Source organism: Curtobacterium sp. MCBA15_004 (genome assembly GCF_001865055.2).
Classification (GTDB): domain Bacteria; phylum Actinomycetota; class Actinomycetes; order Actinomycetales; family Microbacteriaceae; genus Curtobacterium.
Genome location: NZ_CP126266.1, coordinates 1230770 through 1244152, shown reverse-complemented (window position 1 = coordinate 1244152; position 13383 = coordinate 1230770). Strand labels below are relative to the sequence as shown.

The following is a 13383-nucleotide window of genomic DNA, read 5'->3' as shown; positions in this document are numbered from 1 at the left end:
TGCGCGGCGGAGTCCCCCCACTCCCCCGCGGAGCCGATGAGTCCGAGGAGCAACGCTGTGACGGTCGATTCCCCCCAACCGGCCGTCCAGCGTCTCCCCGGCCCGAGCACGAACCTCGCGTCGCCGGACGGGTCGAGCGTCCCCCCGACTCCCCGCTCCGGCGGCGCGAAGGTCCGCATCCTCGAGACCGCGTCGCGGCTCTTCTACGAGGAGGGCATCCAGTGCGTCGGCGTCGACCGGCTCATCTCGGCCGCGAGCGTCACGAAGGCCACCTTCTACAAGCACTACGGCTCGAAGGACAACCTGATCCTCGCCTACGTGCACGCCCAGCACGAGCGCGTCCGCGCCGGCTTCGAACAGCTCGTCGCCGACGCCGAGACCCCCACCGAGGCCGTCCGCGCCTGGGTCGCCGCCGTCTCCGGCGAGGTGAGCCGGGCCGAGTTCCGCGGGTGCGCGTTCCTCAACGCCGCCGCGGAGTACCACGACCCCCGGCACCCCGTGCGCGAGGTCGTCGCCAGCCACCGTGACTGGTACACGGAGGAACTGTTCGCCCTGCTGCAGCGCGCCGGCCACCCGCTGCCGGGCGACGGCGCCGACGAGCTCATGCTCGCGCGCGACGGGGCGATGTCCGGCGCCTACGCGGGCGACGCGATCGCCGCGACGGCGGCGCTCGGTCGCGTGGTCGACCGCGTCATCGCGGCCTGACCGACCGGTCCACGTCCCGGACGGGAGGCGCGTGGCGGGCCCGCCACGGGCCTCCCGTCCGTCCCGTCCCCGGGACAGGGCGCGGGTGTTGGCTGGTCCCATGGCCAACGACCCCAACTGGAACCTCCCCGAGGTCCCCACGTTCACCCTGACGAGTCCCGACTTCGCCGACGGCGGCGTCCTGCCCGACTGGGCACGCGGCGGCGACGCCGGTGGCGAGGACCGCTCCCCCGCACTCGAGTGGTCCGGGGCACCCGAGGGCACGCAGAGCTACGTGCTCACGGTGTACGACCCCGACGCCCCGACCGGCTCCGGCTTCTGGCACTGGAGCCTGACCGACCTCCCCGCGTCGACCACGTCGCTCGAGCGCGGCGCCGGCACGGACGACGCGCTGCTGCCCGCCGAGGCACTGCGTCGCCGCAACGAGTACGGCACCGACACCTTCCTCGGCGCCGCCCCGCCCGCCGGACACGGACCGCACCGCTACGTCTTCACGGTGAGCGCGCTCGACGTCCCCGTCCTCGAGGCACCCGCCGACGCCACGCCCGCGGTCGTCGGGTTCCTGCTGCGCGAGCACCTGCTCGGGCGCGCGCAGCTCACCGGCACGCAGGAGACCCCCGCCTCCTGACGGCGGGACCGGACCACGAACGACGGACGGCCGCCACTCCCGGCGGGGAGTGGCGGCCGTCCGTGTGTCAGCGCGCTGGGGTTCAGCCCTCGGCCGGAGCCTCGGCGTGCTTCTCGTGACCCTCGCGGCCTTCGGTGTCCACCTCGTCGGCGACGACCGGCGCGAGCGAGAGCTTGCCGCGGTCGTCCACCTTGGTGACCTCGACCAGGATCTTCTGGCCGACGCCGAGGACGTCCTCGACGTTCTCCACACGCTTGCCACCGGCGAGCTTGCGCACCTCGGAGACGTGGAGCAGACCGTCGCGGCCCGGCAGCAGCGACACGAAGGCACCGAAGGTCGCGATCTTGACGACCGTGCCGAGGAACTGGTCCCCGATCTCCGGGTTCGTCGGGTTCGCGATCGCGTTGACCTGGGCACGGGCGGCCTCGGCCGACGGGCCGTCGACGGCGCCGATGTAGACGGTGCCGTCGTCCTCGATGGAGATGTCGGCGCCGGTCTCGTCCTGGATCCCGTTGATCGTCTTGCCCTTCGGGCCGATCAGCTCGCCGATCTTGTCGACGGGGATCTGCACCGAGATCACACGCGGGGCGGTGTCGGCCATCTCGTCCGGTCCGTCGATGGCCTCGTTGAGGACACCGAGGATGGCCGAGCGGGCCTCCTTCGCCTGCTTGAGCGCGGCGTCGAGGACCGACGACGGGATGCCGTCGAGCTTCGTGTCGAGCTGGATCGCCGTGACGAAGTCCGCCGTGCCGGCGACCTTGAAGTCCATGTCGCCCAGTGCGTCCTCGGCACCGAGGATGTCGGTCAGCGCCGCGTAGCGGGTCTGACCGTCGACGGTGTCGGACACGAGGCCCATCGCGATGCCCGCGACCGGGGCCTTGAGCGGCACACCGGCGTTGAGGAGCGACAGGGTCGACGCGCAGACCGAGCCCATCGACGTCGAGCCGTTGGAGCTCAGCGCCTCGGACACCTGGCGGATGGCGTAGGGGAACTCGTCACGCGACGGCAGCACCGGCACGAGGGCGCGCTCGGCGAGGAAGCCGTGCCCGATCTCGCGACGCTTCGGCGACCCCACGCGACCGGTCTCACCGGTCGAGTACGGCGGGAAGTTGTAGTGGTGCAGGTAACGCTTCTTCGTGACGGGCGACAGCGAGTCGATCTGCTGCTCCATCTTGAGCATGTTCAGCGTGGTGACGCCGAGGATCTGCGTCTCGCCGCGCTGGAACACCGCCGAACCGTGGACGCGCGGGATCACGGCGACCTCGGCGTCGAGCGGACGGATGTCGGCGAGGCCGCGACCGTCCATGCGGACCTGCTCGGTCAGGATGCGGCCGCGGACGACCTTCTTCGTGACCGACTTGTAGGCGCCGCTGACCTGGCCGTTGGCGCTCTCGGGGAGCTCGCCGGCCGTCACCTTGGCGGCGATGGCCTCCTTGACGCGGGCCTTGAGGGCGTCGTCCTTGTCCTGACGCTCGATCTTGCCGGCGATCTGGTAGACGTCCTTGAGCTCGTCGAGGGCGATCGCCTCGACGGCGTCGTAGACCTCGGGGGCGTAGGGCGGGAAGACCGGGTAGTCCTGGATCTCCTTGGCCGACTGCGCGGCCATCTTCGCCTGCGCCTCGACGAGGACCTTGAGGAACGGCTTGGCCGCCTCGAGGCCCTGCGCGACGACGGCCTCGTCGGGCTTGGTCGCGCCGGCCTGGATGAGGTCCCAGCTGTGCTCGGTGGCCTCGGCCTCGACCATCATGATCGCGACGTCCTCGTTGCCGGCCTCGTCCGTGACGACACGGCCCGCGACGGTGAGGTCGAAGACGGCCTCGGCGAGCTGCGACGCCTTCGGGAACGCGACCCACTGGCCGTCGATGAGCGCGAGGCGCACACCGGCGATCGGGCCGGAGAACGGCAGACCGGAGATCTGCGTCGACGCCGACGCGGCGTTGATCGCGAGCGCGTCGTAGAACTCGTCCGGCGCGATGCTCAGGACGGTGATGACGATCTGGACCTCGTTGCGGAGACCGTCGACGAACGACGGGCGCAGCGGCCGGTCGATGAGACGGCAGACCAGGATCGCCTCGGTCGAGGGGCGGCCCTCGCGACGGAAGAACGAACCGGGGATCTTGCCGGCGGCGTACGAGCGCTCCTCGACGTCCACCGTCAGCGGGAAGAAGTCGAAGCCCTCACGCGGGTGCTTGCCGGCGCTGGTGGCCGAGAGGAGCATGGTCTCCTCGTCGAGGTACGCGGCGACCGCGCCCTGGGCCTGCTGTGCGAGCCGACCGGTCTCGAACCGGACGGTGCGCGTGCCGAAGCGGCCGTTGTCGATGACAGCCTCGGCGAACTTGATCTCGGGACCCTCCAAAAGGGTGCCTCCTTGACGTGTTCGGCAGACCTGGGCGACGGCACTCGTGGTGCGTGCGCGCCGATGTGTCGGGGCGCATGTCTGGCCAGCAGTAGAAGCACTCGGGACTCCGGACGGCCCGCGAACCACCACCGATGACCAGCTCCGTGCCCGGTCTGCGCGATGTTGTGGTGTCACAGCGTGTGTGACGTCCGGGGATCGGTCCCCGGACGATGAGGACTTTACCAGCCCTCGGGCGCCGGACGGCGAGGCTCGTGGCGAACGGGCGTGTCCCCGGTAACCTGCCGCCATGCGCTCCTCTCCCTCGCGGGCGGTGCTCGTCGCGGTGGCCCTGGTCGCCGGCGCGCTCGTCGCCCCGGTCGTCACCGCCGTCCCCGCCAGCGCCACCACCTACCCGTCGTGGCAGGACGTCGAGGCCGCGAAGGGCAACGAGCAGGCGAAGCAGGCCGAGGTCGCCACGATCCAGGACGCCCTGCACGCGGCACAGGCCGACGCCGCGACCAAGTCGCAGGCCGCGCTCGACGCGTCCGCGGCCGCCGACCGCGCCGAGGCGGACCTGACCGTGGCCACCCAGACCGCCACGAGCCTCCAGGCCCAGGCGACGGAGGCGCAGCAGACGGCCGACCGGGCGAAGACCCGCGCCGGCCAGCTGGCGGCGAGCCTGTACCGGGACGGCAACCAGGGGGCGATGACCAGCCGCATCGCGAGCGCCCACGACCCGGACGAGCTGCTCTACCAGCTCGGCGCACTCGACCAGCTCACCGGCACCTGGACCGACGTCCTCGACGACGCGTCCGTCGCGGCGCACACGGCGTCGTCCCTGCACGAGCAGGCCCTCCGCGCCGAGGACGAGCGGACCGCGCTGGCCGCGGCGGCGGAGCAGAAGTCCGACGCCGCGGCGTCCGCGTCGGACGCCGCGCAGCAGGCGGTCGACAGCACGCAGCAGCACAGCGACGAGCTGTACGCACAGCTCGCGGCGCTCAAGGACACGACCGCGGCGACCGAGCAGCAGTACGCCGTCGGCCAGGCGGTCGCGGCACAGGCCGCCGCACAGGCCCGCGCCGCGCAGGCGGCAGCCCTGGCGGAGCAGGCACGACAGGCGGCGGGGTCGTCGGGATCGTCGGCGTCGTCGGGCGGCGGGAACGCCTACCCGAGCACCGACGGCGTCGCGGTCGACCCGGCGGGCGCCAAGGCGTACGCGCAGAGCCGGCTCGGCAGCTACGGCTGGGGTTCCGATCAGTACTCGTGCCTCGTGTCGCTGTGGACGCAGGAGTCCGGGTGGCGCGCGAACGCCCTCAACGCGTCGAGCGGGGCCTACGGCATCCCGCAGGCACTCCCCGCGAACAAGATGTCGGTGGCCGGGGCCGACTGGCGCACGAACGCGGCGACGCAGGTCGACTGGGGCCTGGCGTACATCCGGGACGCCTACGGGTCGCCGTGCGGCGCGTGGCACCACGAGATGAGCGTCAACCCGCACTGGTACTGACGGGCCCACCGGACCGTCGGTCGGCCGGCCCCTCGGCTCAGTGGCCGAGGCCGCCGAGCAGGGACGCGAAGTCGACCGTCTCCGGGAGGGCGTCGGCCCGCTGCGGCGTCCGCCGGGAGGCGCGGATCGCCCAGGCCAGGTCGACCCCGGCCCGGCGGATGCGCGCGTCGAGCGCGGCCGAGTCGGCGGCGCTCCCCCAGTCGTCGGTCGCGGCGAAGACGCCCGTCGGGACGACCGCCGCACGGAGGTAGGCGAAGACCGGCCGCAGCGCGTGGTCGATCGCGAGCGAGTGCCGCGCGGTCCCGCCCGTGGCCGCCAGGAGCACGGGCACGTCGACGAGCGCGTCCTTGTCGAGCACGTCGAGGAAGCTCTTCGCCAGGCCGCTCACCCCGGCCGTGAAGACCGGCGTGACGAACACGACCGCGTCGGCCTCGAGGACGGTCGCCTGCGCGGCGGCGAGCGCGGGCGCGGCGAACCCGGTGAGCATCGCGTCGACGATCTCGTGCGCGATCGGACGCAGCTCGACGTGGCGGACCTGCACCGCGCCTCCCCGGCCGTCACCCGTCGTCCGGTCGGCCGTCGTCGGGCCGGCCGATGCCTGGTCGGCCGCGACGGCGGCGACCGTGGCCTCGGCGAGGCGGTCGGCGAGCAGGCGCGTGGAGCTGGGCTCGGAGAGCCCGGCGGAGACGACGGCGATGGTGGTCATGGTGCGTCCTGTCTTTCGATGCGTTTGCATGAACATCCTACCGAACCGGGAGGCGGACGCAACCATTCCCGGTGCGGACGAGGAGCACCTCCGTCCGCGCCGGGTGGGAACGAGGAACGCCCCGGTCCTCACGAGGAGGACCGGGGCGTCCGGTCGAGCAGTGTCTGCGAGACGACTAGCGGCGCAGGCCGAGGCGCTCGATGAGCGCACGGTAGCGGCTGATGTCGACGTCGGAGAGGTACCCGAGGAGACGGCGACGCTGACCGACCATGAGCAGCAGACCACGACGCGAGTGGTGGTCGTGCTTGTGCTCCTTGAGGTGCTCGTTCAGGTCGTTGATGCGACGCGTCAGAACGGCGACCTGGACCTCGGGGGATCCGGTGTCGCCCGGGTGGGTCGCGTACTCTTCGATGATCTCCTGCTTGACCTTCGCGTCAAGTGCCATGGTGATCCCCTCTCTGTCCGTTGCGCGGTGCCCGTGCCTGATGCACGAGCGCTCTTTGTCCGCGGCCGTTCGACGGCAACCGGACGAGACTACCAGAGATCGGGCACGCCGACGCCGCCGGTCACACCGTGCGGACGCGGAGCCGGCGGCGGCGCGGCGCCGGCAGCAGGCTCCGGACGAGGCCGACGAGCGTCGCCCCGAGCAGTCCGCCGAGACCGTTCGACAGCACGTCGCGGGGGTCGGCGACGCGGAACGGCAGGAAGGCGGCCTGCGCCAGCTCGATGCCGGTCGACAGGCCGACCGCGACGACGGCGCCGAGGACCCACCAGCGCCGCGGCAGCCAGAGGGCCGCGAGCACGCCGACGGGGACGAACATCGCGATGTTCGCGAGGAACTCGACCCGGTCGTAGGTGAACCACGTGCCGTGCGGCAGCTGCTGCACCCAGGCGATCGCCCGGAGGACCAGCGCGTCCTGGGCGTGCGAGAAGACCCGCGGGGTCAGCGTCATCCGCCAGATCACCCAGCCGTAGCCGACGGTGGTGGCGAGGAGCAGGGCCTTCCGGAACATCCGGCAAGTATCGGGGTGCACGCCTGGCAGGACCCGGCGTCCGGGCTGTGCGGACGCCCGGCGACCCTGAACGGACCGACCGCCGAGCCTGTGACCCGACGTCGTGCAGTGGTCCCCCGGCGCTCGACCTGCCAGCATGGACGCATGCCGCAGCAAGGGGACCACGGCCGGGGCGACACCGGACGTCCGGGCGGGCGCACGCGCGGTGCCCGTCGGGACAGCGGGCGCCGACAGTGGGCGTGGATCGGCGCCGTCGCGCTCCTCGTCGTCGCGGTCGTCACCGCCGTCGTGCTGGTCCGACCGCCCGACCACCACGACGACCGCACGATCACCGCGCGGCGCACCGCGGCGGCCGCCTTCCCGGGTGGGCTCGCACAGCAGCCCGTGCAGGACAACCAGGCAGGCCGGCGCGAGGCCGACGCCCGCGCCGCCGGCGACACGAGCACCGCCGGGCGGCTCGCGGTGATCGCCGACCAGCCCGTCGCGACCTGGCTCACCGACCCCGACGAGACCGCGACGCGCCAGGTCGTGCGCCGGGTCGTCCGGGACGCCCGGCAGCAGGGCCGCACCCCGGTGTTCGTCCTGTACGCGATCCCCGACCGGGACTGCGGGAGCTTCTCGAAGGGCGGGACGGCCGAGCGCGACTACCTGCCGTGGGTCCGGTCGGCGGTGCGGGCGATGGCCGGTTCGCACGCCGTGGTCCTGGTCGAGCCGGACTCGATCGCGCAGATCCACGTGTGCGAGCGGCTCGGCGCCGACCGACTGCACCTGCTGCGCCAGGCCGTCGACGAGCTGACCGGGCGGGGCCTGACGGTGTACCTCGACGGCGGCAACGAGGACCGGGTCCCCGTGGCGACGATGGCCCGCTGGCTGCGACAGGCCGGGGTCGACCGGGTGCAGGGCTTCGCGACGAACGTGTCGAACTTCTACCGCGTCGACCAGGAGCGCGCCTACGCCGACCGGCTGGCCGACGCGATCGGCGGCGACCCGCACTTCGTCGTCGATGTCTCCCGCAACGGACAGGGCTGGCGCGGCACGTGGTGCAACCCCGAGGGCGCGGGGCTCGGGCAGCCGCCGCACGTGACCCGGGGCACGACCCGGCTCGACGCGCTGCTGTGGGTGAAGACCCCGGGGCTGAGCGACGGCACCTGCAACGGCGGCCCGGCGGCCGGGCAGTGGTGGGAGTCCTACGCGCTCGACCTGGTGGCGAACCGCCGCCAGGACTGAGCCGCGCCGCCCGCCGTTCCCCGCACGGGCCACGCGACCGTCGGCGGTCGGTGGTTGCATGACGCCATGACCGCACACGACCGGTTCCGTTCCGTCGTCCCGCCCTACCTGCTGCAGGCCGTGGCCCGGGCGGCCGAACACCCCCGTGCCGCCGCGGCCGCCCGCACCGCCCTCGCCGAGATGTCCGCGGTCAGCGCGCCCAAGCACGAGCACCGCGTCCGACCGCGACAGCTCGCCGCGACGCCCGACCGGTCACCGCAGCGCACGATCGCCGACGCCGCAGGCACGACCACGCTCCCCGGCACCGTCGTCCGGCGCGAGGGCGAGCCCGCCACCGGCGACGCCGCGGTCGACGAGGCGTACGCGGGCCTCGGCGCGACGCACGCGTTCTGGCTCGAGGTGTTCGGCCGCGTGTCGATCGACGGCGCCGGACTCCCCCTCGACGCGACGGTCCACTACGGCCAGGACTACGACAATGCCTACTGGGACGGGCAGCGGATGGTGTTCGGCGACGGGGACGACGAGGTGTTCCGCCGCTTCACGGTCGCGCTCGACGTGATCGGCCACGAACTCGCGCACGGGGTCACGCAGTACACCGCCGACCTGACGTACGAGGGGCAGTCGGGTGCGCTGAACGAGTCGGTGAGCGACGTCTTCGGCTCGCTCGTCGCGCAGTACGCCGCGGGCCAGACCGCCGAGCAGGCGACGTGGCTCATCGGCGAGGGCCTCTTCACGGACGCGGTGCACGGCGTCGCGCTGCGGTCGATGCGTGCGCCGGGGACCGCCTACGACGACCCGGTCCTCGGCAAGGACCCGCAGCCCTCCACGATGGCCGGGTACGTGCAGACCACCGAGGACTCGGGCGGGGTGCACCTGAACTCCGGCATCCCGAACCACGCCTTCTTCCTGGCGGCCACGGCCATCGGCGGGAACGCGTGGGAGGGCGCCGGTGCCGTGTGGTGGGACGCCCTGACCTCCGACGCGACCACGGAGTCGATCGACTTCGCGGGCTTCGCGCGGGTCACGGTCGACGCGGCGGCCCGACGGTTCGGCCGGGGCTCGGCCGAGGCCACCGCGGTCGCCGACGCCTGGCGGACGGTCGGGGTGCTCGGGGCGACGGCAGCCGGCACCACGGACGGCGTCACGGACACGGACGGTGACGTGGGCACGGACGGCGACGCCGTCACGGACGGCAGCGGGGACGGCAGCGGGGACGGCCCGCGCCACGGGGCGTAGCCTCCGGCCATGCAGATCGTCGTCCGCCGCTCGGGTGGGTTCGCCGGCACCTCGCGGGGCTGGCGGATCGACACCGACACGTGCGACGACCCGGAGACCTGGCACGAGTTGGTCGGTGCCCTGCCGCGCGAGGCCCCCGTCCGCCACCGGACACCGCCCGACGACTTCACGTGGACCGTCACGGTCGCGCGGACCACGGTCACGATCCCGGGCAGTCAGCTCGACGGGCCGTGGGCGACCCTGGTCGCGCGGGTGCGCGACCAGGGCGACCCGGACTGATGGCCGCACGCAGCGGCCGTCCACGACGTCGACGACGGCGGGGCGGTGGCGGGCAGGTCCGGCCGGCGCACCGCCCGCCGCGTCAGTCCTCGACGTCGACGACGACCAACCGGCGGGTCGGTCGCGTCATCGCGACGTAGACCGCCGCCGCCGGACGTGCCGCGTCGGCACCGACCCGCTCCGGGTCCACCAGCAGGACCCCGTCGAACTCCAACCCCTTCGCGTCGGCACCGGTGAGCACCGTGACCGACCCCGGACGCGGTGACCCGAGCCCGCGGACGTCGGCCTGCGTCGCCGCGAGCCGCTCCCGCACCGCGGTGACGAGCACCTCCGGGGTGATGACGCCGATCGTGCCCGACCCGATGCGCTCCCGCTCGGCGGCGACGTGGTCGGCCACGGTGTCGAGCAGGTCGGCACGACGCACGGTCACGCGGTCGACCGGGTCGCCGTCGCGCACGGCCTCGTTGCGCGTCACGGTGAGCCCGGCGGCGTCGGCGTACTCCCCGGCGGCCTGCACGATCGAGCGCGGGGTGCGGTAGTTCACCGTGAGCTCGGCGATGCGGTGGTCGATCGGCACGAGCGGTGCGCGACCGCGACGCCGGCGGGCGAGGGCACCGACCACGTCGTCCCAGGTCCGCGCGGCACCCGGCGAGGAACCCTGCGCCATGTCCCCGACGATCGTGAACGACCGGAGCGGGTTGCGCCGGGCGAGCACACGCCACTGCATCGGCGAGAGCTCCTGGGCCTCGTCGACGACGATGTGCCCGTACGTCCACTCACGGTCGGCCGCAGCGCGCTCGGCCGTGGTCCGGCCGTCCCCGCCCTCGGCGAAGGACCCGGCGACCTGCTCGGCGGTGACGATCCCCTCGACGCCCATGTTCTCGATGGCCTGGCGGGCGTTCTCGACGTCGCGGTCCCGGCTCGCCTTGGCCTGCCGCTTGGCCGCGCCGCCGGTCGGGTCGAACGGACCGAGGAGCTCGGCCGCCTCGTCCAGGAGCGGGACGTCCTCGACCGTGAAGCCGGCGCCGCGCGGACGGGCGAGGAGCGCACGCCGCTCGGGCGTCCAGTCCGGGGTCAGCGAGGCGAGCCAGTTCGGCCGGGCGTAGAGGTCCTCGAGGAACTTCTCGGGCGGCAGCGGCAGCCACGCGGTGTTGAGCAGCACCCGGGCGTCGTACGAGCTGCGGATGTCCTCGCGCAGGACCTTCTCGTCGGCCTCGTCGACCGTCGTGCCGCGCTCCCGCAGCTGGTCGGCCAGCAGCCGTGTCATGGCGTCGAGGGCGATCTTGTTGAAGGTCACGCGCGCGACGTTGTGCGGCTTGCCCCGGTCCTGCGCCCGCTTCACCGCGTCGGCGACGAGCTGCGCGGGGACGGCCAGGCGCTCGCCCTCGACGTCGAGCACGACCGACTCGGTGGGCACGACCTGCCGCGAGCGCACCGCACGGCGGAGCAGGGCGGCCATCTGCCCGGAGCCCTTCACGGCGGCGACGTCCCGGGAGTCGTGCACGGTGGCGTGGACGCCCGGGTACAGCGAGCCGAGCGAGGCCATCACGACGCCGGTCTCGCCGAGCGACGGCAGCACCTGCTCGATGTAGGTCAGGAACGCCGAGGACGGCCCGACCATGAGCACGCCGGACCCGCGGAGCCGGTCACGGTGCGTGTAGAGCAGGTAGGCCGCACGGTGCAGCGCGACCGCGGTCTTGCCGGTGCCGGGGCCGCCCTGCACGATGAGGACGCCCTCGAGCGGGGAGCGGATCACACGGTCCTGCTCGCCCTGGATCGTCGCGACGATGTCGGTCATCCGGCCGGTGCGCTCGGCGGTCACGGCCGCGAGGAGCGCCCCCTCGCCCTGCAGGTGGGTGCGCTCGTCGTCGTAGAGCGTCGCGTCGAACACCTCGTCCTCGACGCCGACCACCCGGCGGCCCTCGAGCGTCAGGTGCCGCCGCGCCCGCATCCCCATCGGGTGGGCCGCGGTGGCCTGGTAGAACGCGCTCGCCCCGGGCACGCGCCAGTCGAGCAGGAGCGGCCGGTGCTCGTCGTCGCGGAGGCCGACGCGGCCGATGTAGCGGAAGGCGTCCTCGTCGTCGGCGGGCTCGGACACCTCGAGCCGACCGAACACCAGCCGGTCGCCGACGCGCTCGAGCGTCGCGATGGTGTCCTCGTACAGGCGGGCGTACGCGTCGCGTTCGCTGCGGCTCTGGTGGTTGCCGCCGACCGCCTGGCGGCGGGTCTCGGCGAGTCGCTGCTCGGCCTCGGCCGTCAGGTCGTCGAGACGGGCGAAGAGCCCGTCCACGTAGCCGCGCTCGCGGTCGGTCTCGGTCGGTTCGGACACACGCCACCCTTCGGGAAACAGGGGTGTCCAGTGTAGTCCCGGCGCACCGACACCCAGGACGCAGGTGCGGGCTCGGGACGCAACCGCGGACGGACGGGAGGCGCGGTGCCTGCTGGCACCGCGCCTCCCGTCCGCAGCGGGTCGGTGCGGGACGCACCGACCGTCGGGGCGTCAGCCCCTACATCTCCTCGTGGGTGTCCGGGTCGCCGTCCCACAGGCGGCCGCGCTCGAGCGCGGAGATCGCGTGCACCTCGTCGTCGGTGAGCGCGAAGCCGAACACGTCGAGGTTCTCGCGCTGGCGGTCCGGGTCGCCCGACTTCGGCACCGGCACCGCGCCGAGCTGCACGTGCCAGCGCAGCACGACCTGGCCGGGGGTGACCCCGTGCGCGGACGCCGCGTCCAGCACGGGCTGTTCGGTGAGCAGCTGGGACTGCTTCGCGAGCGGGCTCCAGCTCTCGGTCACGATCCCGTACTGCGCGTGCACCTTGCGGAGCTCGGCCTGCGGGAAGTACGGGTGCAGCTCGACCTGGTTCACCGCCGGCGCGACACCGGTGGCGTCGATGATCCGCTCCAGGTGCGCCGGCGTGAAGTTCGAGACGCCGATCGAGCGGACGGTGCCGCTGTCACGCAGGTCGACGAGCGCCTTCCACGTGTCGACGAACCGGTCCACGGACGGGTTCGGCCAGTGGATGAGGTACAGGTCCACGCGGTCGAGGCCGAGGTTGCCCAGGGTCTCCTCGACCGAGCGGTGCGCCTCGTCGTAGCCGTGGTGCCGGCCGGGCAGCTTCGACGTGACGACGAGGTCCTCGCGGTCCACCTCGGACTCCCGCACGGCACGACCGACGGCGTCCTCGTTGCCGTAGTTCAGCGCGGTGTCGAGCAGCCGGTAGCCGCTCGTGATCGCCGCGCCGACCGCCGCGGCGCCCTCGTCGCCGTTCAGCCCGTACGTGCCGAGCCCGAGCTCCGGGAACCGGTGGCCGTCGTTCAGCTCGATCGTCGGGGCGCCGACGCGCATCAGCGGACCCCGAGCAGGTCGATCACGAAGATCAGGGTCTTGCCGGACAGGAAGTGGCCGCCGCCGGCCGGGCCGTAGGCGAGCTCCGGCGGGACGACGAGCTTGCGGCGTCCGCCGACCTTCATGCCGGGGATGCCCTCCTGCCAGCCGCGCACGAGCGCCGCGAGCGGGAAGTCGATCGGCTCGCCGCGGTTCCACGAGCTGTCGAACTCCTCGCCGGTCTCGTACTCGACGCCGGCGTAGTGCACCTTGACCGTCGAACCCGCGGAGGCCTCGGGGCCGTCGCCCTCGACGATGTCGGTGATCACGAGCTCGGTGGGGGCCGGACCCACGGGGGCGTCGAACTCGGGCTTGCTGTTGAGGTCAGTCATGCGCGCCAGTCAACCAGGTCGTCAGTCTGGGC

13 protein-coding genes are annotated in these 13383 nt (G+C 73.3%); 6 read left to right on the top strand and 7 right to left on the bottom strand.

Features of this window, described 5'->3' with window-relative positions:
• Nucleotides 1-57 precede the first annotated feature (57 nt).
• A complete protein-coding gene (locus tag QOL16_RS05860) occupies nucleotides 58-705 on the top strand; it encodes a TetR/AcrR family transcriptional regulator (RefSeq protein ID WP_175473118.1) in 648 nt (215 codons plus the stop codon).
• 100 nt (nucleotides 706-805) lie between these two features.
• Nucleotides 806-1333, top strand: coding sequence for a YbhB/YbcL family Raf kinase inhibitor-like protein (locus QOL16_RS05855; RefSeq protein ID WP_065959811.1), 528 nt, complete (start codon nucleotides 806-808; stop codon nucleotides 1331-1333).
• 82 nt (nucleotides 1334-1415) lie between these two features.
• On the opposite strand, the gene QOL16_RS05850 is transcribed toward QOL16_RS05855, so the two are convergent.
• A complete protein-coding gene (locus tag QOL16_RS05850) occupies nucleotides 1416-3689 on the bottom strand; it encodes a polyribonucleotide nucleotidyltransferase (RefSeq protein WP_065959809.1) in 2274 nt (757 codons plus the stop codon).
• A gap of 289 nt (nucleotides 3690-3978) precedes the next feature.
• Between QOL16_RS05850 and QOL16_RS05845 the strand changes: the two genes are divergently transcribed.
• On the top strand, nucleotides 3979-5175 hold the full coding sequence (locus QOL16_RS05845; protein WP_071285024.1) for a lytic transglycosylase domain-containing protein: 1197 nt from the start codon (nucleotides 3979-3981) through the stop codon (nucleotides 5173-5175).
• A 37-nt stretch (nucleotides 5176-5212) separates the two neighbouring features.
• Here the strand turns inward: QOL16_RS05845 and QOL16_RS05840 are convergent, their stop codons facing one another.
• From QOL16_RS05840 to QOL16_RS05830, 3 genes are all read right to left on the bottom strand, one after another.
• Entirely contained in the window at nucleotides 5213-5881 is a 669-nt protein-coding gene (locus QOL16_RS05840; protein ID WP_071245874.1) for a CE1759 family FMN reductase, read from the bottom strand.
• Between the two features lie 175 nt (nucleotides 5882-6056).
• On the bottom strand, nucleotides 6057-6326 hold the full coding sequence (gene rpsO / locus QOL16_RS05835) for a 30S ribosomal protein S15 (RefSeq protein ID WP_058742593.1): 270 nt from the start codon (nucleotides 6324-6326) through the stop codon (nucleotides 6057-6059).
• A 121-nt stretch (nucleotides 6327-6447) separates the two neighbouring features.
• Nucleotides 6448-6894 carry a VanZ family protein gene (locus QOL16_RS05830; protein WP_139266467.1) on the bottom strand — a complete coding sequence of 149 codons (447 nt, stop codon included), beginning with the start codon at nucleotides 6892-6894 and terminating at the stop codon, nucleotides 6448-6450.
• Nucleotides 6895-7038: 144 nt separating this feature from the next.
• On the opposite strand from QOL16_RS05830, the gene QOL16_RS05825 reads away from it, so the two are divergent.
• The 3 genes from QOL16_RS05825 (at nucleotide 7039) to QOL16_RS05815 (ending at nucleotide 9636) form a co-directional block, all read left to right on the top strand.
• Nucleotides 7039-8121 (top strand): glycoside hydrolase family 6 protein, encoded by a 1083-nt coding sequence (locus QOL16_RS05825; RefSeq protein ID WP_071285025.1) that lies wholly within the window; start codon nucleotides 7039-7041, stop codon nucleotides 8119-8121.
• Nucleotides 8122-8187: 66 nt separating this feature from the next.
• Nucleotides 8188-9357, top strand: coding sequence for a M4 family metallopeptidase (locus QOL16_RS05820; protein WP_083395100.1), 1170 nt, complete (start codon nucleotides 8188-8190; stop codon nucleotides 9355-9357).
• A gap of 9 nt (nucleotides 9358-9366) precedes the next feature.
• The gene (locus QOL16_RS05815) at nucleotides 9367-9636 is read left to right on the top strand and encodes a protealysin inhibitor emfourin (RefSeq protein ID WP_065959802.1); all 270 of its coding nucleotides are present in this window, start codon (nucleotides 9367-9369) and stop codon (nucleotides 9634-9636) included.
• A gap of 82 nt (nucleotides 9637-9718) precedes the next feature.
• On the opposite strand, the gene QOL16_RS05810 is transcribed toward QOL16_RS05815, so the two are convergent.
• From QOL16_RS05810 to QOL16_RS05800, 3 genes are all read right to left on the bottom strand, one after another.
• Nucleotides 9719-11965 carry an AAA family ATPase gene (locus QOL16_RS05810; protein WP_065959800.1) on the bottom strand — a complete coding sequence of 749 codons (2247 nt, stop codon included), beginning with the start codon at nucleotides 11963-11965 and terminating at the stop codon, nucleotides 9719-9721.
• Between the two features lie 178 nt (nucleotides 11966-12143).
• Nucleotides 12144-12980 (bottom strand): aldo/keto reductase, encoded by an 837-nt coding sequence (locus tag QOL16_RS05805; protein WP_065959797.1) that lies wholly within the window; start codon nucleotides 12978-12980, stop codon nucleotides 12144-12146.
• A complete protein-coding gene (locus QOL16_RS05800; protein WP_071285026.1) occupies nucleotides 12980-13351 on the bottom strand; it encodes an FKBP-type peptidyl-prolyl cis-trans isomerase in 372 nt (123 codons plus the stop codon). The genes QOL16_RS05805 and QOL16_RS05800 overlap by 1 nt, the downstream gene beginning before the upstream one ends.
• Nucleotides 13352-13383: the final 32 nt, after the last annotated feature.

Excerpts from the sequence above, each read along its gene's own strand:
- QOL16_RS05855 (WP_065959811.1), top strand. The coding sequence starts at position 806 with ATGGCCAACGACCCCAACTGGAACCTCCCCGAGGTCCCCACGTTCACC.
- QOL16_RS05845 (WP_071285024.1), top strand. The coding sequence starts at position 3,979 with ATGCGCTCCTCTCCCTCGCGGGCGGTGCTCGTCGCGGTGGCCCTGGTC.
- QOL16_RS05840 (WP_071245874.1), bottom strand. The coding sequence starts at position 5,881 with ATGACCACCATCGCCGTCGTCTCCGCCGGGCTCTCCGAGCCCAGCTCC.
- rpsO (WP_058742593.1), bottom strand. The coding sequence starts at position 6,326 with ATGGCACTTGACGCGAAGGTCAAGCAGGAGATCATCGAAGAGTACGCG.
- QOL16_RS05830 (WP_139266467.1), bottom strand. The coding sequence starts at position 6,894 with ATGTTCCGGAAGGCCCTGCTCCTCGCCACCACCGTCGGCTACGGCTGG.
- QOL16_RS05825 (WP_071285025.1), top strand. The coding sequence starts at position 7,039 with ATGCCGCAGCAAGGGGACCACGGCCGGGGCGACACCGGACGTCCGGGC.
- QOL16_RS05820 (WP_083395100.1), top strand. The coding sequence starts at position 8,188 with ATGACCGCACACGACCGGTTCCGTTCCGTCGTCCCGCCCTACCTGCTG.
- QOL16_RS05815 (WP_065959802.1), top strand. The coding sequence starts at position 9,367 with ATGCAGATCGTCGTCCGCCGCTCGGGTGGGTTCGCCGGCACCTCGCGG.
- QOL16_RS05805 (WP_065959797.1), bottom strand. The coding sequence starts at position 12,980 with ATGCGCGTCGGCGCCCCGACGATCGAGCTGAACGACGGCCACCGGTTC.
- QOL16_RS05800 (WP_071285026.1), bottom strand. The coding sequence starts at position 13,351 with ATGACTGACCTCAACAGCAAGCCCGAGTTCGACGCCCCCGTGGGTCCG.